A 19,505-nucleotide genomic window follows, 5' to 3' on the forward strand; every position below is an offset into this window, starting at 1 on the left:
TGGAATCCTTTAGCTGGTCCGGAATCAGTGACGGAAATGGCGCATGCCAGTGAATACCATGGCAATGCCATGTTCGTTGGCAGCGTCGATCACTTCCTGGTCGCGCATGGAGCCACCGGGCTGAATCACCGCGGTGATGCCGGCTTTGGCAGCCGCGTCAATGCCATCTCGGAACGGGAAGAAGGCATCAGAAGCCATAACCGATCCTTTCACTTCCAGGTTCTCATCCGCGGCCTTGATGCCGGCGATCTTGGCACTGTAGACCCGGCTCATCTGGCCTGCACCCACACCAATGGTGCGTCCTGCTTTGGCGTAGACAATGGCGTTGGATTTGACGTATTTGGCCACTTCCCAGGCAAACAGCAGGTCGTTGAGTTCGGCTTCAGAGGGCTGGCGTTCGGTCACGACTTTGACGTCGGCCATAGCAACCATACCCAGATCACGATCCTGTACCAGCAGACCACCAGTCACTCTTTTGTAGTCCAGAGTCTGGGCTCGCTCGCCATTGAACTCGCCACATGCAAGTAGACGGACGTTCTTTTTGGCTGCCACCAGCTCAACAGCTTCAGGTGCGATGGTCGGAGCAATGATGACTTCAACGAACTGGCGGTCGATGATCGCCTTGGCCGTATCTGCGTCCAGCTCACGGTTGAAAGCAATGATGCCGCCAAATGCGGAAGTCGGGTCGGTGGCGAAGGCCAGATCGTAGGCCTGACGGATGTCGGTGCCAATGGCTACGCCGCAGGGATTGGCGTGCTTCACGATCACACAGGCCGGGTCGGCGAAGGGCTTAACGCATTCCAGCGCGGCATCGGTGTCGGCCACGTTGTTGTACGACAGCTCCTTGCCTTGCAGCTGTTTCGCGGTAGCGATGCAGGCTTCCTTCGGGTTGCGCTCGGTGTAGAACGCGGCGCGCTGGTGCGGGTTCTCGCCGTAGCGCATGTCCTGGACTTTCACGAACTGAGTGTTGAAGGTGCGCGGGAAGTCGGCGTTGTCGTTGTCTGGTGTGCGCCCGCCCAGATAGTTGGCAATCGCGCCGTCATAGCCGGCGGTGTGTTCAAAGGCTTTGACCGCAAGGTCAAAACGGGTGCTGTAGGTCAGCTCACCGTCGTTATCTTCCAGCTCTTTCAGGACCCGGCTGTAATCCGAGGCGTTGACCACGATGGCAACATCGTTGTGGTTTTTGGCCGCGGCGCGGACCATGGTGGGACCGCCAATATCGATATTCTCGATGGCCGTCGGCAAGTCGCAGTCCGGATTGGCGACGGTGTCCTCGAACGGGTACAGGTTCACCACCACCATGTCGATCGGGTTGATACCGTGCTCGCCCATCACCGTGTCGTCGGTACCCCGGCGACCAAGAATCCCGCCATGGATTTTCGGATGCAGGGTTTTAACCCGGCCGTCCATCATTTCCGGGAAGCCGGTATAGTCCGATACTTCGGTCACCGGAATGTTGTTTTCCTTCAGGAGGCGGAAAGTGCCTCCGGTGGAAAGCAGTTCGATACCGCGTTCGGTCAGGGCGCGGCCGAAATCTACGATGCCACTTTTATCACTGACGCTGATCAACGCGCGACGGACGGGGGAGTTAGCCTGGTTTACCATGAGTCACTTTCTTTGCTGGAGATGAACGAATAAGGGCCTCGCGAATCATTCCGGGAGGCCCTTAGCAAGTCAGGGTGTCTGGATTATAGCAGACCGTACTGCTTCAGCTTCTTGCGGAGGGTGCCCCGATTCAGCCAAGCATGGTCGACGCCTTGGTCTGGTTGTTGCGGGTGTATTTCATCACCTGCTCCAGAAGCGGCGCCTCAACCTCGGACAGTACCAGTTGATACACCTCGGTTACTGGCGCTCCGTCCAGCTGGGCGAAATAGTTCTTCAGGGCAACTTCCACGCTGTCACGCAGGGTGACGCTGTTGCCGCTTCCATTGACGGTCTGAAGCTGGTGAATATCTTCATTGGCTGGGGTGCTTAGATTGTCGTGTGCCAAAGTCTCAGCGCTCATGCTGCGAATACCTCTCCATTTCGTAAGCCTGCAAAATACTGTTGAATGCTGTCTTTCTGCTCCAGCGCATCGTCGATGGCGTTGAAGCGTTTGCGAAACTCTTTGCTCTGGTCGTGGGACTGCAAGTACCATCCCACGTGCTTTCTGGCGATGCGAACACCCATGGTTTCACCGTAGAAGCTGTGCAGCTCGGCCAGGTGTTCGATCAGAATCTGTTCCACTTCGCCCAGAGGTGGCTCTGCCAGATGCGTCCCGGTCTCCAGAAAGTGAAGAATCTCCCGGAAGATCCAGGGCCGCCCCTGGGCGCCACGGCCAATCAGCAGGCCGTCCGCACCTGTGTGCTTGAGCACGTATTGGGCCTGCTCCGGTGTGGTGATGTCGCCATTGGCAAACACCGGAATACCAACCCGTGATTTGACCTCGGCGATGGTGTCGTACTCTGCTTCACCGTTGTACTTGTCCGCCCGGGTGCGACCGTGGATCGCCAGCGCCTGAATGCCAGCATCCTCGGCCATTCTGGCAATGATCGGGGCGTTCCGGTTGTCCCGGTCCCAGCCGGTGCGCATTTTAAGTGTGACCGGGATGTCCACCGCGTTCACGACCGCCTTCAGGATCTCGTTGACCAGCGCTTCATCTTTCATCAGGGCAGAGCCCGCGGCCTTGTTGCAGACCTTCTTGGCGGGACAGCCCATGTTGATGTCGATGATCTGGGCGCCGAACTCAGCGTTCTGTCGGGCGGCGTCGGCCAGCATGTCCGGGTCTCCGCCGGCAATCTGCACCGACCGGGGCTCTGGCTCACCGTCGTGGTTGAGTCGGGTCTGCGACTTTCGGGTATGCCAGAGCCTGCTGTCCGCTATCACCATTTCCGATACCGCAAGACCTGCCCCCATCCTTCTGCACAGCAGTCGAAACGGTCGGTCTGTCACGCCGGCCATGGGCGCAACTATTAGCGGGTTGGGCAAGGTGTACGGCCCGATTTTTGCCGTCGGCAGCATGATCTGAGTCCGTGTCACAGCGGGTTGAGCAAACGTCGGATTCGAACGACTGTTCAATAAATAATCGATCGAGGTTCCGAAGGGCGCTAATGATACCGCCGGGTGGGACATGATTGAAGGGGCAGGAACACGAAAAAACTGATTATTTTTCGTGCTTTTTGGTTGACTTTTGTTCTCCGTGGTGAGGATCGATGTTCACTGTCGAGTGAACACTTGCTTACCACTTCAGGGTGTATAGGGGCGGAAGTTCAGGTTGTAATTTACTGCATCCTTGCCAGGATCGCGGATGTCGATGGCGATCCGGACCGGGGTGTCCTTGGGCATGGCACTGAGATTCTGACCCTCGCCGGCAAGGTACTCGTCTGGGGTAAAAATGCTTTGCGCTACCACATCACCATTCAGGTTGGAGAAGGTCAGGGCAATGGCCGGGAATGGTTGCTCGAAGTCGGCACGGTTGATGATTACCGCGTTCACTACCAGCTGGCTACGATTGTCCGGATCGGTTCGAACGACCAGTTTGCGGCTCTGGATGGCATCGACATTAATCAGCGGTTTGAGCTCACAGCCGGCGATGGCACACCCTTTTTCATAAAACGGGCGCAGCTCAGGGATGGCGGAGAGGCGGTCAAATTGGAACCAGGTTACCTGCGCCACTAGAATGCCAATCAGCGACAAAACCGCCACCGACCATATGACTGTCCGCAGCTTGCCTGAATTCTCGCCCCGGACCGATACCGGTTCCCGGCGGAGATTGTCGTAGGGCAGGGTGGCCGCCATGGGCTCGCCCAGCTGGTCGTCCTCGGCATCGAAGTCAAACTCTTTGTCGTTGCCGAACGGCTCGTAGAAGTCGTCAGCTTGCTCGACTTGCGGTGCCGTCTGGGCCGGCTCAGCCTCGGCCTCCAGCTCGAAATCCGGAGTTATGTCCGGATCAAAGCTCGGGTCGAAGGTTGGCTCGACGGTTTTGTAAGAATCGTCGGGTTCCGGCTCCGAGGCCTGCGCTTTTTCTGAAGGCGAGGGTTCAGGGGCCGGATTGCTGGCGGGTTTGGCGGTTTCCTGCAGGATGGCTTCGGCCCAGCTTTCATCCACGTCTTTGGTGGTGCCGTCGTCTACAGCATCCTGGAAATTGGTGCCGCTTTGACCATCCATGGTGCGGAAGCTATCGCTAAGTTCGTCGTCTGAGAACGTCAGCTTGGTACCGGCGTAGGGCTCTTCACTGGCGTCTTCCTCGGGGTTGTCGGCGAACACGAAGTCTTCTTCAGGGGCACGATAGTCTCCGGAGGCCTCCGGCTCGGTCTGAACCGGTGCCGGTTTCGAGCTGCTCCGGGGCATCACCTGATGTTCAATGGCGTTGAATACCGACAAGCAGTTCCCGCAGCGGACCTTGCCCTTGGCAATACCAAGTTGTTCATCCGTTACCCGGAACCGGGTCTCGCATTTTGGGCATTGGGTCTGCAGGCTGCTTGAGGTCATGCTTCGTTCCTGAAAGCGACGGGGCTACGAGTGCGCAGTTTAGTCGCTAAGGCACTGTTCGTCATCCGTTGTGGCGCCGTCCTGTGAGGCGTATCCATTCCTCGCGTTGCTCGGGCTCGTCCATAATGAACCAGGGTTCATAGGCTGCCATTACTTCGCGGGCCTGATGGGACAGAATTCCGGACAGGACCAGATCGCCACCGGGCTTGGTCAGCTTGGCCAGGTGCGGTGCCAGGCCGATCAAAGGCTGGGCCAGAATGTTAGCGAGCATGACGTCCACTTGAGCGTTGGGCTCGTTTTCCGGCAGGTACAGATTGAGCCGGTCATCGGCAACGCCGTTGCGTCGGGCATTTTCGCGGCTGGCATCCAGTGCCTGGGGGTCGGTGTCGACGCCCACCACATGATCTGCGCCGAGCAACAGAGCAGCCAGGCCGAGGATACCGGAGCCGCAGCCATAATCGGTTACTTGCCGATTCTGCATGTCCTGGCCGTCGAGCCACTCCAGGCACAGGGCCGTGGTCGGATGGGTGCCGGTGCCGAAGGCCAGGCCGGGATCCAGCATCAGGTTGGCGGCGTCGGGGTCCGGGGCATCGTGCCAGCTAGGCACGATCCAAAGGCGTTCGCCAAATTTCAGGGGCTCGAAATCGTCCATCCACGCCCGTTCCCAGTCTTTGTCTTCGACCAGGGTGACGTCAATGTCTGGGAGGGTTTGCTGGGTGGCCTGGTGCCAGGCGTCTCGAACATCGGCGCACAGTTGGTCAATGTCCCGGTCGGACTGGAACAGCCCGGTAACGGTCGTCTGACTCCACAGCGGTGTGGTGCCCGGATCAGGCTCGTACAGTGGTTGGTCAGCGGCGTCTTCCATGGAGACGGCATCAGCGCCCATCTCCATGAGCAGATCTTCCAGCTGATCGGCGTTATCCGGGTCAGCTGGGATCTGTAGTTGTATCCAGGGCATAGAGGTTCCTGCGGTGACGATGCAGGACGTTAGTCCCGCATCAGCTTTTCAAGGTAATGGATGGTGAAGTCTACCTGTTTAAAGCCGCCGTCGCGCACCAGTTTTCCATGCAGAGACTGATTGGTCTTGATGCCTTCGACTACCAGCTCATCCAACGCGTTCTTCATACGTCGGCGAGCGATTTCCCGGTCATCTCCCAGGTGATCAGCTTGGCAATCAGGGAGTCGTAGAAAGGCGGAACGGTGTAGCCGCTGTACAGGTGCGAGTCCACACGAACCCCGTTACCGCCTGGCGCGTGAAAGTGCTTCACTTTGCCTGGGCTGGGCACGAAGGTTTTCGGATCTTCGGCATTGATCCGGCACTCGATCGCATGCCCGGAGATCCGGATGTCATCCTGCGTGTACTGCAGCGGCAGGCCGCTGGCAATACGCAGCTGCTCGCGCACGATATCAACACCGGTGACCATCTCGGATACCGGGTGTTCCACCTGAACCCGGGTGTCATCTCGATGAAGTAGAACTCGCCGTCCTGGTACAGGAACTCGAACGTACCGGCGCCAACATAGCCGATTTCCTTACAGGCATCGACACAGGCTTTGAGTGTGCGCGCACGGGACTCGGGGTTAACATTCGGTGCCGGAGCTTCCTCAATCACCTTCTGGTTGCGGCGCTGCATCGAGCAGTCGCGGTCGCCCAGGTGGATGCAGTTGCCGTGCATGTCTGCCAACACCTGAACTTCGACGTGACGCGGCCGTTCCAGGAACTTCTCAAGGTAAACAGTCGGGTCGCCAAAGGCGTTGCGGGCTTCGCTCTGGGTGATCTGAACACCCTTCAGCAGGGCGGCTTCTGAATGCACCACCTGCATGCCCCGGCCACCGCCGCCTGATGCTGCCTTGATCATGACCGGGTAACCGATTTCCCGGGCGATACGCAGGGTACGTTGATCGTCGTCGGTGATCGGACCATCAGACCCGGGTACCGTTGGCACGCCTGCGCTGATCATCGCGTTGATCGCAGAGACCTTGTTACCCATCAATCGGATCGTGTCGGCCTTGGGGCCAATGAAGTGGAATCCGCTTTTTTCCACCTGTTCAGCAAAATCGGCGTTTTCCGCAAGGAAACCGTAACCGGGGTGAATGCCCACGGAGTCGGTCACTTCGGCAGCGCTGATAATGGTGGGAATGTTCAGGTAGCTTTCCAGCGGGCTGTTAGGTCCGATGCAAACGGATTCGTCTGCCAGCCTAACGTGCATCAGGTCGCGATCGACCTTGGAATGAACCGCTACAGTCTTGATGCCCAGCTCTTTGCAGGCACGCAGGATCCGGAGGGCAATTTCACCCCGGTTTGCGATCAGAACTTTTTCTAACATGGCCATGAGTAGCTATCACCGAGTTCAGGAAATGACGATCAGGGGCTGATCAAACTCCACCGGCTGGCCGTTCTCGACCAGAATTTCAGTGACGGTGCCGCTCTTGTCGGCCTCGATCTGGTTCATCATCTTCATCGCCTCAACGATGCAGATAACCTCACCGGCTTTCACAGACTGGCCCACTTCAACAAATGCCTTCGCAGAGGGTGAAGGTGCGCGGTAGAAAGTGCCGACCATCGGCGACTTCAGGGAGTGTCCGCTGGGTGCGGCGGGTGCTGCGCTTTCCTGAGCCGGCGCGGGCGCAGGATCCTGGGCTGGTGCTGATTGCGGCGCCGGAGCCGGGTAATGGCTCACGTACTGGGTGCCGGCAACCTGCTCGCGGCGTCTGGAGATGCGAACCGAATCGTCTCCTTCGTGAATCTCCAACTCTTCGACGTCGGATTCTTCAAGCAGTTCGATCAGTTTTTTGACTTTGCGAATATCCATAGTAAATCCAGTCCCGTTATGTCTGGTCTATCGGTGAATGCGCTGCAGGGCTGCCTGGAGGGCAAGGTCGTACCCCTGGCTACCCAGCCCACAGATAACGCCATCGGCGATATCGGAAAAATACGAATGATGTCGGAACGATTCCCGCGCATGGACATTGGAAAGATGCACTTCAATGAAGGGGATGCCCGACGCTAGCATCGCATCCCGAAGGGCAATGCTGGTGTGGGTGAATGCGGCCGGATTGATAATGATGTAATCCACGCCTTCGGCCCTTGCTTCATGAATCCGTTCGATCAGCTCATACTCGGCGTTGGACTGCAGATGGAGCAGATGATGTCCCTGGTCTGCCGCTTGCTGTCGCAGTCGATCGTCGATGTCGTTCAGAGTCTCGTGGCCATAGACCTCTGGCTCGCGGGTTCCGAGTATGTTCAGGTTCGGGCCATGGAGCACGAGAATTGTCGACATGGTTCAGTCTGCCTTGATGTCTTTTTTACAGGATCGCCGAAAATAACAGCACGTTCCCATAATGGTGCGTGCTTGTTTCATTCAGATCAATACTTTTTGACAATCATCCATGTTGTCCATTGGTCGTAAAAAAAAGGCTGAAAACCGAAACGGGATCTTTCCGTTGATGACAATCATTGTCGTGAAGGGTGGCGCTTAGCGCTATACGACGTTGGTTTCATAGGGGGAATACGGAGCCGGGCAGGTTTCATGGGGCCAGCCCGGCTCTTTTGGGTCTTAACTCTCGGCCAGCGTGACGCAATTGCGTCCCTGTTCCTTGGAGGCGTAAAGCGCGCGGTCGGCCCGTTCGCACAGAGCCTGTGAGCTTTCATTGTTCCAGCCGGCAACGCCACAGCTAAACGTCACATTGAACTCGCGATCGCCCGCGGGCTGGAGTAACTCGGAAAAGCGTTCGCGAATTTCGTTGAGCACGTTGCGGGCATCGCTGGGCCGGGTGTCGGGCAGGATGATGGCGAATTCCTCGCCGCCGTAGCGTCCGATATGGTCGGTCTTGCGAAGGCGCTGCTTGAGGAACATCGAAAGACTGCGCAACACCCGGTCACCGATAGGGTGGCCAAAGGTGTCGTTTACTTTCTTGAAGTAATCGATGTCGAGCATGACAAAGCACAACGACTGCTCCTTCTGCCGGGCTCGCACGATTTCCTGCTCCAGCAGGTGCAGAGTGTGGGTGTGGTTGTACAGACCAGTCAGGCTGTCACGAATCATCAGGGCGAGCAGCGAACGGGCCCGCCGACCCCGGTTGTGAATGGTAGAAACCAGATGCTTGGGATCAATGGGTTTGGTCAGGAAGTCGTCGCCACCCAGGCTCATGGCATGCAGCTGTTTGGTCACGTCTTCTTCGGCCGATAGATAAATGATGGGCACGCTGTGGAAGCGATCCTGCTGCCGAATTACCCGGGCGATCTCCATACCGGTGCAGCCGGGCATGTACATGTCGAGAATGATGATCTCCGGGGAGAACTCTTCCAGAGCATAAATGATCTGCAGCGGGTCGGTGATGATGTGGGCGGTCATGCCGGCCTTGCGCAAGACGGTTTCCATGTATTTGGCCTGGGCCCGGGAGTCGTCCAGCACCAGCACCTTGTAGGGCTCGACGGAATTGCCGTGGGTGTAGGTTTCGATTTTTTCGATCAGCTGGCCGGGATCGACCGCCGGGTAGAAAAACTCTTCGCCGCCACAGCGAGAGGCTCGCAAGCGAGTCTCAATGCTGCCGTCCTCGTCGCTCATGAAAATGATGGGGATGGGTGTGTCGTGGCGTTCCTGCAGCTGCTCGATGGTGGCAATGCCCGCGTTCACAACGCCGCTGAAATTCACATCCATCAGGATGGTTTCGGGTTTGTGCAGGGCACAGGCGTCGATAAGCTTCTCTGCTGAGGTAAATGCTTCCGCCCTGAAGCCGAAGAATTCAAGCTGGCGGATCAGGCGGACGGCCATTTCCTCGTTGGCCAGGGCGATGTATACCGGTGTGCGGCGAAACTGGTGAGGCGCCTCGGTGCTCTCCTGGTCGGTGCGACGTAGGGTGCTGCGAGACAGTGCCTCGATAGCGTCCTGGATTGGGCGCTCGAGATCATCGTCCAGAGGCGTATTGGCCTGCCAGTCCTTCAATAATTCCAGAATCCGGGTGCCGGCCTCGGCGTGGCTGGCCATTTCAAAGCGCTGGGCGTAGCGCACCAGCTTATCGGTGGCCGCCGCAAACTCATCGCGCAAAGCACCGGCCAGATTGCGGTCTTTGTTAATCTCTTGCCAGGTGTCCAGTACAACCCGCGCCTGGGTTGTCACACGTCGTGCGAAATGTTGCCTGAGTTTTTCTTTCTGGCTTTCGTCATTCATGGTGCTCTGGCCTGTCTCTTTTCGTTATTGGTTGTCCATTGCAGTCAGGACGAATTTTCCAGCTTAGTCCCTATGCAGAGTCTATAGTGTTTAGAGTTGTCGGCGTAGGTTGCTCGTTGTAAATGTTTGTCAACTCTGCGGTGCAAGTCACAATCCCTTGGCCGGCGGGCGCGCAGCCTATCGGAGAGACCTGTCATGGCGGACACGCACAGCGTGATTGATTCCAGGCAGTCTGGCGCAGTCACTCTGCGGGCCATTCTGTTGCTGTTTACCGGTTCTTTACTGGTGCTGGTGCTTGTTGCTGGCTTCATCACCAGCTACGGCTATTTTCGAACCTACGTCTCCGAGCAGCTTGCCGGCCACGCCCACGACGGTGCCACTGCCGTCGGCCTGTCGCTATCCAATGCCATCGACGCCCGCGATCCGGTGGCGGCTTCGTCCCTGATCGATGCCGTATTCGACAGTGGCCGTTACCTGTCAGTCCGATACCTTAATCATGACGGCGCCGAAGTCGCCGGTCGTACTATGGGCCGGTCCAATAGCTCAGTGCCCGACTGGTTCCGGTCTATCGCTAATCTCAAGTTGCCGGTGGCGGAAGCCGAGGTTGTGCGCGGATGGAGTCGTCTTGGCAAAGTCCAGGTTGTGAGCAACCCCGGCCGTGCCTATCAGGACTTGTGGCGGATCACTATCGGGTTGATTGCCAGTACAGCGCTCATTGGTGGGGTCGGGTTGTTCCTGCTTTTCCTCCTGCTGAAACGAACCTTGCGACCGCTAAGAGCTCTGGAACTGCAGGCTCAGGCGTTGGGTCAGCGCAATTTTCGGCAGCGGGTGGCGGTTCAGTCGACCAGGGAGCTGAATCAGGTTACCGCGGCATGAATCAAATGGCGGACGATCTGGGCCAGCTGTTCGAAGGGCAGGCGAAACTGATTCAGCATCTGCGGCGGATAAACAGTGAAGACCCGGTGACCGGTCTGCCCAGCCGCAACGCGTTCGACCAGAGGCTTAAGGCGGAGGTGGAGTCAGAGGAAAGGGCCGCGCCCGGGGTTCTCATTCTGGTGAGGTTGTCGGATTTTGCCAGCTACAACCAGGCCTACGGGCGCAGTGAGGCCGACCGGGTATTGTTGCGGGCCGCCGAGGTGGTCAACGGATTCGTTGAGTCGCATATAGGTTCATTTGCCGGTCGCCGTGCCGGTGCTGAGTTTTCTATTTTTGTACCCGGCGCTCTGCCGGCGGATGCCAGTGTCTGGTGTAAGGAGCTGGTGTCGGAGCTGGATGGGCTCTATGCGGATCTGGCGGCGCCACTGGACACCGCCGTCCATGCCGGTTTGGCGCGCACGGCGGAAGGCCGTGGCATCAGGGAGGTGCTGGCCGCCGCCGATGAGGCCTTGCGGCTGGCTCAGGACAGTGAAGAATCCGATTGTTACATGGCGGAACCCGACAAGGAGGGGCATCACAATCTGGAAAGCTGGCGGGTCATCATCAGTCAGGCTATCCAGGATCAAAAGTTGTCGCTGTGGTTGCAGCCCATGGTCAGCGAGCAGCAAAGCCAGCCGGTCTATCACCAGGTTTTCTCCCGCATCGAGGGGCCGGAGGGCATGCTGAAAGCTGGTGCTTTTATTCATATCGCTGAACGGTTCGGTTTGATATCGGATATTGATCGCATGTTGATCCAGCGAGTTCTCACCTGCCTGATTGAGCATCCAGAACGCTCTCTGGCGATATCGCTGGGAAGTGCTTCCGTGGCCAGTGAGGAATTCCGCAAGGAGTTTATTGCCCAGTTGGAGGCGGCAGGACCCGGGGCAGGAAATCTCTGGGTCGGTATTTCCGAGCACATTGTTCATCACCACAGAACCGCAGTTGGTCTGCTGGTTCGTGCCTTGGTTCGCCTGGGCGTACCGGTGCTGGTCGACCGGTTTGGGGTTGGGGGGCTGCCCTTCAGTTACTTGAGGAATCTGAGTGTTCAGGCATTGCGTATCGATAACTCGTTCATTCACGATATAGATACCCATGAGGAGAATCGTTTCTACCTCGAATCCGTGGTGTCCATCGCGCACAGTCGGGGCGTAAAGGTATTTGCCACCGGCGTGGAGACAGCAGCGGAGTACTCGGTACTCTGTAAGCTGGGTATCGACGGGGCCATGGGTTACCATCTCGGACGACCATTTGCGGCAGACCAACAACCGACAGGGGAATAACAGTCTATGCCAGGCAAACTCAGACAGTATTTCAGGGACAAGAAAGATGATGTTCAGGATTATGCCGGCGGCAGCGGTGTGGTCGGTAAATTCATCCTGGTCCTGCTAGTGGTGTACCTGCTGGTGACCGTGGTTCTGGGTATGTATTGGAGCAGTGAGCCGGAAGCCTTCTCCGTTCGCGAACACACGCGCTCCATGGCTAACAGCATGCAGCGTGAGCCGATCACGGGCTTTGCCACCACCGCCACCACCATCCGCATTGCTGAGACGTTGCTGGACAAGCCGGGCGGTTATATCTCCAATGACATCTTTCCACCGGGGCTGTGGCTCGACAACATGCCTAACTGGGAATATGGAGTGCTGGTGCAGTTGCGGGATTTGTCCCGCGCCTTACGAAAGGACATCAGCCGTTCACAGAGTCAGTCTGCTGAAGACCGTGATCTGACCGTCGCCGAACCTCAGCTGCACTTTGACAGTGGAAGCTGGGCCATTCCCTCCACCGAGGCTGAGTATCGTCGCGGCATTGGCGCACTCAAACGCTACCTCAATCGTCTCTCAGACCCGGAACAGGCTGACGCCCAATTCTTTGCCCGCGCTGACAACCTGAGCAACTGGCTGGCCGATTTGGAAACCCGTCTGGGCAGTCTCTCCCGTACTTTGGGTGAGAGCGTGGGTAAGGCCTCGGTTTCGGACGCGGTTGCCAATGTTAATCAGGACAACCCGCTCGACGAAGAAATCGGGGCGATCGACGTGAAAACGCCCTGGACCGAAATTGATGATGTGTTCTATGAGGCCCGAGGCAGCTCATGGGCTCTGCTGCACATCTTCCGGGCCATTGAAGTGGATTTCCGTAAGGTGCTTCAGGACAAGAATGCCATGGCTAGTGTGAAACAGGTCATTATCGAGCTGGAAGGTGCCCAGGGATCCATGTGGAGCCCTGTTGTGCTGAACGGCAGTGGCTTTGGCGTACTGGCGAACCATTCCCTGACCATGGCGGCTTATCTGTCGCGAGCCAATGCGGCCATCAGCGATATGCGGGACTTGCTGTCCCGGGGTTGATCAGCGGCATAGTCGGAACCAAAAAAAACCGGGCAGCTGCCCGGTTTTTTGTGCCTTGCAATCCGTCAGATCAGCCTTGTAGGCGTTGACGGAATCGACAATGGCTTGCTTGGCTGCGGCCGCATCGGCCCAACCCTGAACCTTGACCCACTTACCGGGCTCCAGGGTCTTGTAGTTTTCGAAGAAGTGCTTGATCTGGTCACGCAGCAGCTCGGGAAGGTCTTCAATGTCCTTCACGTTCTGGTAAGCAGAGGTCAGCTTGTCGTGGGGGACTGCAACCAGCTTGGCGTCGCCACCGGCTTCGTCTTCCATGTTCAGAACGCCAACCGGACGGCAGCGAATCACAGAGCCAGCCTGGACCGGGTACGGAGTAACAACCAGCACATCGAGGGGGTCGCCGTCGTCGGCCAGGGTGTGGGGGATGAAGCCGTAGTTGGCCGGGTAGAACATCGGAGTGGCCATGAAGCGGTCAACCAGCAGGGCGCCCATGTCCTTGTCCAGTTCGTACTTGACCGGCGAGCTGTTGGCCGGGATTTCGATGGCAACGTAGATGTCTTCCGGCGGGTTCTTGCCGGCAGGGATGTTATCGAATTGCATATGCGATCCTTCCTGGTACGTGAGGTACGTTTGACTGCGGTTAAAAAGTGGGCGCAATTATACGGAAGTCTCCTGCAGTTCGAAACTAAACGTTGGTAGGTCTGCCCCGGCACGAAATTACGATGGGGACAGACGGGCCTCTCTCGCCACCAATTACAGCTTGAGTTGCTTGGCTATCAGTTCCTTCATGATCTCTGTGGTGCCGCCACCGATGGAGAGTATCTTGGCATCCCGGTACAGACGCTCAACCACCGATTCACGCATGTAGCCCATGCCACCGAACAGCTGCACCGCCTCGCGGGTCACCTTTTCGCACACCTCTACCGAGAAGTTCTTGGCCATGGCCACTTCCTTGACCGGGTTCTTGCCCGCTTGCATTAACGCAGCGCAGCGGTAGGTGTATTCCCGCGCCACGTCGATCCGAGTGGCCATGTCCACCAGCTTGTGACGGGTAACCTGATAGCCGGTCAGGTGGCGACCGAAGGCTTCGCGCTGGCGGGTGTAATCCAGGGCGGCCTCGTAAGCGAGCTGTGCTGTCATGTAGGCCATGATCGCCAGCATCAGGCGCTCGGCCAGGAAGTTGCTCATGATGACTGCAAAGCCGGCGTTTTCTGCGCCGATCAAACGGTCTGCCGGCACCCGACAATCTTCGAAGAACAGTTCCGCGGTGTCGCTGGCCCACCAGCCCATTTTTCGCAGCTTTTTGCCGGTGGAGAAGCCGGGCATGTCCCGGTCGATCAGCAACAAGCTGACACCGCCATGGCCTTCGCCCCCGGTTCGCACGGCGACGGAGTAATGATCGGCGCGCAGTCCGCTGGTAATGAACGTCTTGCTGCCGTTAACGATGTAATGGTCGCCATCTTTCACCGCTCGGGTTTTCAGGTTGGCAACGTCCGAACCGCCGCCCGGCTCCGTAATCGCCAGGGCAGCAATCTTCTCGCCCCGCAGCACCGGCGGCACGATTTGCTCGCGCAACTCGGGCCTGGCCCATTGCGCAACCGGTGGCAAGCCGATGTCGAGTGAGCCGAGCCCGGCAACCAGGCCACCGGAGGTGGAACGCATAAGTTCCTCTGACACAGCCACCCTCAGGAAGATGTCGCCTTCGCCTGTTCCGCCCAGCTCGTCTGGAAAACCGATGCCCAGCAGGCCTGCTTCACCCGCTTTCTGGTAGAGCTCACGGGGAAATTCACCGGCTTCTTCCCAGTCGTCGATGTGCGGCAACACGTGGGTGTTGATGAATTTCCGGGCGCTTAGCCGCGCCTGCTCGTGAATGTCGTTGAAGTAATCGGCCACGCGAAGGCTCCCTTGCAGTCAGTTTGCAGCGGGCAGTGTTACCCATTTTTTTTGGCCAAGCAAGCGCTTGGTTTGTCGTTAGGTGTGAAGCGAGAGAGGGGGTGAGTACAAGTTAGAGAGCACGTGGACTGGGCTGGACTGGGCTGTAAAGAAAACGGAACAACACTGGCATCTCCACCCAGCTCACCTAAACTTTAATTGAAGGATGCAAAGCAAACTCGCTCTGCCAGGGAGTATCCACAGGCATTATTCGGGCGCTGCGAGTGAACAAGAAAAGGGATAGGCCTGTCAGAAAATTGCAGTTTGGCTTAACACATTGTTTGGTTCCCGGCCCAAAACCTGACTGAACCGAGGAGCTTATCGATTCTCTACTTGGAGGTTGTCCTATGTGGAGATTGTTGTTTGGTTCTGCCAATTGCCGTATCGGTGCACTTCTTTTGATCGCTGGCACGCTCAATGGATGCGACTGGGATGCCAGCTCTGGTAAGTCAGGGAGCAGGACGCCTGAACCGGATACTACGCCGCCCGTTGTTGAATCGGATACCACGCCTCCTGTTGTTCGGGCGATTAATCCATCGGATGGTAGTGAGGGTGTCTCGCGAACGGGTGTAATCACCGCAGAATTTGATGAGGATATTTTTGCGGATACCGTAGACGAGGACAGTTTCTCGCTAGCAAGGTCTTCAGATGGCAACATCCACTCAGGCACAGTCGATTTCGACGCCAACAGCAACACCGCAAGCTTTTCTCCGAACACGCCGCTTTCAATGCTGGAAGCCTACAGCGCAACGCTAGGCACCGAAATCACAGACCTCAGTGGTAACCCGTTGGCTGCTGAGTATATTTGGTCCTTCACTGCTGGTGACGGAGCGTGGACGACAGTTGAGAAGATCGGGGCCAGCGGTACCGGTATCGGGAGTGCCCGCGCTTCGCAAATCGCCATTAATGCCGGCGGCCGGGCCATTGCTGTGTGGGAACAGTTTGAAAGCTCTAGGCACAAAATTTGGGCAAACCACTTTGACGGCACCTCTTGGGGAGAAGAGGCTGAGCTGATCGAGAGTGACAGTGGAGGTGTCGCCTCTACGCCCCAAATCGCTCTCAACACCGTTGGTCAGGCCCTTGCCGTTTGGGTGCAATTCGATGGTACTCAGCACAATACATGGGCCAACCAATTTGACGGCAGCGACTGGGTAGAGGCTCAGTCGCTGCCGTCAAACTCCGACGACATCGAGGACACTGACGGCGGAACCAGCGACGCCGAAGCCCCCCGTGTAGCCATAAACTCCGATGGCCACGGAATTGCCGTCTGGCAGCAATTTGACGGCTTACGCAATAAGATATGGGCTAACCGCTTTAACGGTATTGATTGGGAGGATGAGTCAAAAGAAGTCAGCAACGCCGGCAACGCCTCCGCTCCTCAAGTCGCCCTCGATTCCAATGGGCGAGCTCTTGCTGTGTGGCAGCAATTCGATAACTCTCGCAACGCCATATGGGCTAATCGTTTTAATGGCAGCGAGTGGGAAATGGCGGGCTCGATCCATGGCGACATCTTAGGCGACGCCTCAGCCCCTAAAATTGCTTTTAAACCCGACGGCCAAGTCCTTACTGCGTGGATACAGTCCGATGGATCTCAGGACGATATATGGGCCAATCGATTTGATGGCAGCACCTGGGGAACGGCTGTGTCATTCGAGACCGACAATGTTGGTGGCGCCTCCGCCTCCGCACTGCAAGTCGTCCTTCATGACGCGGGATGGGCGTTTGCCGTGTGGCAACAATCCGATGGCGTTCGCAGCAGCATCTGGGTCAACCGATTAGATGGCAGCGCCTGGGGAAAGCCTGAGCAGCTTGGGGCTGATATTGCCGGTAGTGCTTTTGCCCCGCAAATTGCCCTAGATGCCGAAGGTCGGGCTCTTGTCGTGTGGCAACAATCTGACGGTTTGAGGAGCAGCATTTGGGCCAACCGATTTGATGGTAGCGCGTGGGGAGAGGCTGAGCCGATAGAAGCCGGCGATGCACGCCCTGCCAGCTCCCCCCAAATAGCGTTCGATGCTGACGGTCGGGCCATTGCCGTGTGGCAACAACCCGATGGTGCTCGTGACAATATCTGGGCCCGCCGCTTCGAGTGATATCGGCTTCGAAAGCGCTGGCTCGGCGGGCCGAAAAGAACCGGTCTACCCGCGCGGAATGCTGGTCACGCCAGTCGCTGTACCCAGCAGCAGAAGATCTGCCGGCCGGCGGGCGAACAGGCCGTTGGTGACCACGCCAACAATGTTGTTCAGTTTCTCTTCGATGTCGATCGGACGGGAGATGTCGAGGTTGTGCACGTCGATGATGATGTTGCCATTGTCGGTAACCACCCCTTCCCGATAAACCGGGTCGCCACCCAACTTGACGATTTCACGCCCTACGTGGCTGCGTGCCATCGGAATGACTTCCACCGGCAGTGGGAAGCTGCCAAGTACACCCACCATCTTGGATTCGTCGGCAATGCAGATGAAGGTGTCGGCAACGGCAGCAACGATCTTTTCCCGGGTCAGGGCCGCGCCGCCGCCTTTGATCAGTTCCAGGCGCTCATTGGTTTCATCGGCGCCGTCGACGTAGAACTCCAGGGTGCCCGCACTGTTGAGGTCGTAAACCGGAATGCCATGGCTCTTCAGGCGCTCAGCGGTGGCTTCAGAGCTCGCTACGGCACCATCAAAGTCGGTTTTTAGTTCTGCCAGCATGTCGATGAAAAAGTTGGCGGTGCTTCCGGTGCCGACGCCCACGACACTGTCACTGTTCAGTCGCGGCGCAATATAGTCGATGGCGGCCTTGGCTACGGCTTTTTTGAGTTCGTCCTGTGTCATCTGGAGCTCCGGGTGCAAATCTGATTGAGTTTGGCGCCATTATAGCCTCTGAGGGCGGCAAGCTTATAGACGGCTACCGTGCAATCTTTCTACACTGTGGGTTTTCCCTGAACACAACCGGAACGGAAGCACCATGCCGCAACGCTATATCAAGAAGATCCTCGATGCGCGCGTCTATGACGTGGCTATCGAAACACCGCTGACTGAAGCCCGCAGTTTGTCCAAGCGCTTTGGCAACAACATTCTGCTCAAGCGTGAAGACCTGCAGCCGGTGTTTTCCTTCAAGATTCGCGGCGCGTACAACCGGATTGCCCAGTTGTCTGAGGAACAGAAAGCCAAGGGCGTGATCTGTGCCTCAGCGGGCAACCATGCCCAGGGCGTGGCGCTGGCGGCCAAGAAACTGGGTATCAAGGCGGTGATTGTGATGCCCCAGACCACGCCGGAGATCAAAGTGCGCTCGGTGCGCGACCACGGGGCCCGGGTGGTACTCAAGGGCGATGCCTTTGACGAGGCCGCCACCCACGCTCAGGAACTGATCCAGAAGCACGGTTACACCTACATCCCGCCCTACGACGATCCCGATGTGATCGCCGGTCAAGGTACGGTGGCGATGGAAATCATGTGGCAGTTGAGCAAGCCGATCCACGCCATTTTCATCTGTGTCGGTGGTGGTGGTCTGATCGCCGGTATGGCCGCCTATATCAAGTACCTGCGCCCTGAGATCAAGGTGATTGGCGTGGAGCCCGAGGATTCCAATTGTTTGCAGGCTGCACTCAAGGCCGGCGAGCGGGTGATTCTGGACGAGGTAGGCATCTTCGCCGATGGTGTTGCGGTCAAACAGATCGGCGAATACCCCTGGGAAATCTGCAAGGATCATGTGGATGAGGTCATCACCGTTTCCACCGATGAAATCTGCGCAGCCATCAAGGATGTGTTCGAGGACACCCGGTCGATTGCCGAGCCTGCCGGAGCCTTGGGTGTCGCTGGCGTGAAGAAGTACATTCAGCGGGAGAAGATTGAGGACGAGAACCTGGTGGCGACTCTGAGTGGCGCCAACATGAACTTCGATCGTTTGCGTTACATCTCCGAGCGTACGGAGATCGGTGAGCAGCGCGAGGCTATCCTGGCGGTCACGATTCCTGAGCAACCAGGCGCTTTCAAGACGTTCATCAACGCCCTCCACAAGCGCAGCATAACCGAGTTCAATTACCGCTACGCCGATAGCGCTCAAGCTACCATCTTTGTGGGAATACAGGTGCAGGCCGGTGGGCATGGTCGAGAGGATCTGGTGCAAGACCTGCGGGAAGCCGGCTATGGCGTGATCGACCTCACCGACAGCGATCTGGCCAAGCAGCACATTCGTCACATGGTGGGTGGCCACGCACCGGCGATCACCAACGAGCGGGTGTACCAGTTCGAGTTCCCGGAGCGCCCCGGTGCTTTGATGAAGTTCCTGATGTCACTGGGCACTCGCTGGAACATTTCGATGTTCCATTACCGCAACCACGGCGCCGCCTATAGCCGGGTGTTGCTGGGTGCGCAGGTGAATGACGACGAGGTGAAAGACTTCGAGAAAATGCTCGATAAGGTCGGATTCCGGTTCGAAGACATGACCGATAACGAGGCTTATCAGTTATTCCTTGGGGCAGGGAATCACCAGGCGAAATAACGAATCTGATAGCCGGGCCGGAAAGACGTTCCAAAACTGTGCGGAGCCATGGATGGCGGAGCCCAAGCGCTACATGGATGTACTTGAGCGGGTTTTGGAACGTCTTTCCGGCTTGGCGTCCACTCCCGGCTGTAATGTCACAGGCCGTTCCCGCGCAAAGCGGGCAAAATATTACCTAATGGTAATCTGTCAAAAATTGTAAA

Annotated in this window: 14 protein-coding genes and 3 pseudogenes; 5 read left to right on the forward strand and 12 right to left on the reverse strand. The window is 57.5% G+C overall.

Translation table 11 applies throughout. The features are described 5' to 3' along the window. Positions 1-24: 24 nt before the first annotated feature. The 9 genes and pseudogenes from purH to AU14_RS17980 all read right to left on the reverse strand — a co-directional run bounded on the left by purH (position 25) and on the right by AU14_RS17980 (position 9,640). Positions 25-1,605 (reverse strand): bifunctional phosphoribosylaminoimidazolecarboxamide formyltransferase/IMP cyclohydrolase, encoded by a 1,581-nt coding sequence (gene purH / locus AU14_RS17940; protein ID WP_041343182.1) that lies wholly within the window; start codon positions 1,603-1,605, stop codon positions 25-27. An 83-nt stretch (positions 1,606-1,688) separates the two neighbouring features. Further along, positions 1,689-2,005: pseudogene (fis, locus tag AU14_RS17945) on the reverse strand (DNA-binding transcriptional regulator Fis). Beyond that, the gene (gene dusB / locus AU14_RS17950) at positions 2,002-3,000 is read right to left on the reverse strand and encodes a tRNA dihydrouridine synthase DusB (protein ID WP_041343185.1); all 999 of its coding nucleotides are present in this window, start codon (positions 2,998-3,000) and stop codon (positions 2,002-2,004) included. Before dusB ends, fis begins: the two are co-directional and overlap by 4 nt. A gap of 225 nt (positions 3,001-3,225) precedes the next feature. Then, positions 3,226-4,470 (reverse strand): DUF3426 domain-containing protein, encoded by a 1,245-nt coding sequence (locus AU14_RS17955; RefSeq protein WP_041343188.1) that lies wholly within the window; start codon positions 4,468-4,470, stop codon positions 3,226-3,228. 61 nt (positions 4,471-4,531) lie between these two features. Continuing rightward, a complete protein-coding gene (prmA, locus tag AU14_RS17960; RefSeq protein ID WP_041343190.1) occupies positions 4,532-5,428 on the reverse strand; it encodes a 50S ribosomal protein L11 methyltransferase in 897 nt (298 codons plus the stop codon). 29 nt (positions 5,429-5,457) lie between these two features. Next, positions 5,458-6,796, reverse strand: a pseudogene (accC, locus tag AU14_RS17965) (acetyl-CoA carboxylase biotin carboxylase subunit). Positions 6,797-6,820: 24 nt separating this feature from the next. After that, a complete protein-coding gene (accB, locus tag AU14_RS17970) occupies positions 6,821-7,282 on the reverse strand; it encodes an acetyl-CoA carboxylase biotin carboxyl carrier protein (RefSeq protein ID WP_041343192.1) in 462 nt (153 codons plus the stop codon). Between the two features lie 27 nt (positions 7,283-7,309). After that, positions 7,310-7,750, reverse strand: a complete 441-nt coding sequence (gene aroQ, locus AU14_RS17975) for a type II 3-dehydroquinate dehydratase (protein WP_041343195.1) — start codon at positions 7,748-7,750, stop codon at positions 7,310-7,312. 276 nt (positions 7,751-8,026) lie between these two features. After that, positions 8,027-9,640, reverse strand: a complete 1,614-nt coding sequence (locus AU14_RS17980) for a GGDEF domain-containing response regulator (RefSeq protein WP_041343198.1) — start codon at positions 9,638-9,640, stop codon at positions 8,027-8,029. A gap of 195 nt (positions 9,641-9,835) precedes the next feature. On the opposite strand from AU14_RS17980, the gene AU14_RS23565 reads away from it, so the two are divergent. The 3 genes from AU14_RS23565 to AU14_RS17990 are packed head-to-tail and all read left to right on the forward strand — an operon-like array spanning position 9,836 to position 12,894. Continuing rightward, positions 9,836-10,516, forward strand: a complete 681-nt coding sequence (locus AU14_RS23565; RefSeq protein ID WP_330217926.1) for a LapD/MoxY N-terminal periplasmic domain-containing protein — start codon at positions 9,836-9,838, stop codon at positions 10,514-10,516. After that, positions 10,513-11,835: an EAL domain-containing protein gene (locus AU14_RS17985; RefSeq protein WP_330217927.1), complete on the forward strand. Its 1,323-nt coding sequence runs from the start codon at positions 10,513-10,515 to the stop codon at positions 11,833-11,835. The genes AU14_RS23565 and AU14_RS17985 overlap by 4 nt, the downstream gene beginning before the upstream one ends. Before the next feature lie 6 nt (positions 11,836-11,841). Further along, complete coding sequence (locus tag AU14_RS17990; RefSeq protein ID WP_041343201.1) at positions 11,842-12,894, forward strand: DUF2333 family protein; 1,053 nt, start codon at positions 11,842-11,844, stop codon at positions 12,892-12,894. Between the two features lie 75 nt (positions 12,895-12,969). Here the strand turns inward: AU14_RS17990 and ppa are convergent. After that, a pseudogene (ppa, locus tag AU14_RS17995) lies at positions 12,970-13,491 on the reverse strand (inorganic diphosphatase); the annotation flags it as partial. Positions 13,492-13,644: 153 nt separating this feature from the next. Continuing rightward, entirely contained in the window at positions 13,645-14,784 is a 1,140-nt protein-coding gene (locus AU14_RS18000; RefSeq protein WP_041343204.1) for an acyl-CoA dehydrogenase family protein, read from the reverse strand. A 386-nt stretch (positions 14,785-15,170) separates the two neighbouring features. Here AU14_RS18000 and AU14_RS18005 point away from each other — a divergent pair, with 386 nt between their 5' ends. Then, a complete protein-coding gene (locus tag AU14_RS18005) occupies positions 15,171-16,913 on the forward strand; it encodes an Ig-like domain-containing protein (RefSeq protein ID WP_041343207.1) in 1,743 nt (580 codons plus the stop codon). Positions 16,914-16,958: 45 nt separating this feature from the next. Here AU14_RS18005 and rpiA read toward each other — a convergent pair whose 3' ends face one another. Continuing rightward, a complete protein-coding gene (rpiA, locus tag AU14_RS18010; RefSeq protein WP_041343210.1) occupies positions 16,959-17,633 on the reverse strand; it encodes a ribose-5-phosphate isomerase RpiA in 675 nt (224 codons plus the stop codon). 133 nt (positions 17,634-17,766) lie between these two features. Between rpiA and ilvA the strand changes: the two genes are divergently transcribed. After that, a complete protein-coding gene (gene ilvA, locus AU14_RS18015; protein WP_041343213.1) occupies positions 17,767-19,302 on the forward strand; it encodes a threonine ammonia-lyase, biosynthetic in 1,536 nt (511 codons plus the stop codon). Positions 19,303-19,505 lie beyond the last annotated feature (203 nt).

Source organism: Marinobacter similis, assembly GCF_000830985.1.
In the GTDB taxonomy this organism is placed as follows: domain Bacteria; phylum Pseudomonadota; class Gammaproteobacteria; order Pseudomonadales; family Oleiphilaceae; genus Marinobacter; species Marinobacter similis.

What these genes read in the sequence shown, in the direction of transcription:
- AU14_RS23565 (WP_330217926.1), top strand. Translation starts at nt 9,836, where the DNA reads ATGGCGGACACGCACAGCGTGATTGATTCCAGGCAGTCTGGCGCAGTC.
- AU14_RS17955 (WP_041343188.1), bottom strand. Translation starts at nt 4,470, where the DNA reads ATGACCTCAAGCAGCCTGCAGACCCAATGCCCAAAATGCGAGACCCGG.
- prmA (WP_041343190.1), bottom strand. Translation starts at nt 5,428, where the DNA reads ATGCCCTGGATACAACTACAGATCCCAGCTGACCCGGATAACGCCGAT.
- rpiA (WP_041343210.1), bottom strand. Translation starts at nt 17,633, where the DNA reads ATGACACAGGACGAACTCAAAAAAGCCGTAGCCAAGGCCGCCATCGAC.
- AU14_RS17990 (WP_041343201.1), top strand. Translation starts at nt 11,842, where the DNA reads ATGCCAGGCAAACTCAGACAGTATTTCAGGGACAAGAAAGATGATGTT.
- AU14_RS18005 (WP_041343207.1), top strand. Translation starts at nt 15,171, where the DNA reads ATGTGGAGATTGTTGTTTGGTTCTGCCAATTGCCGTATCGGTGCACTT.
- AU14_RS17985 (WP_330217927.1), top strand. Translation starts at nt 10,513, where the DNA reads ATGAATCAAATGGCGGACGATCTGGGCCAGCTGTTCGAAGGGCAGGCG.
- aroQ (WP_041343195.1), bottom strand. Translation starts at nt 7,750, where the DNA reads ATGTCGACAATTCTCGTGCTCCATGGCCCGAACCTGAACATACTCGGA.
- purH (WP_041343182.1), bottom strand. Translation starts at nt 1,605, where the DNA reads ATGGTAAACCAGGCTAACTCCCCCGTCCGTCGCGCGTTGATCAGCGTC.
- AU14_RS17980 (WP_041343198.1), bottom strand. Translation starts at nt 9,640, where the DNA reads ATGAATGACGAAAGCCAGAAAGAAAAACTCAGGCAACATTTCGCACGA.
- dusB (WP_041343185.1), bottom strand. Translation starts at nt 3,000, where the DNA reads ATGCTGCCGACGGCAAAAATCGGGCCGTACACCTTGCCCAACCCGCTA.
- ilvA (WP_041343213.1), top strand. Translation starts at nt 17,767, where the DNA reads ATGCCGCAACGCTATATCAAGAAGATCCTCGATGCGCGCGTCTATGAC.
- accB (WP_041343192.1), bottom strand. Translation starts at nt 7,282, where the DNA reads ATGGATATTCGCAAAGTCAAAAAACTGATCGAACTGCTTGAAGAATCC.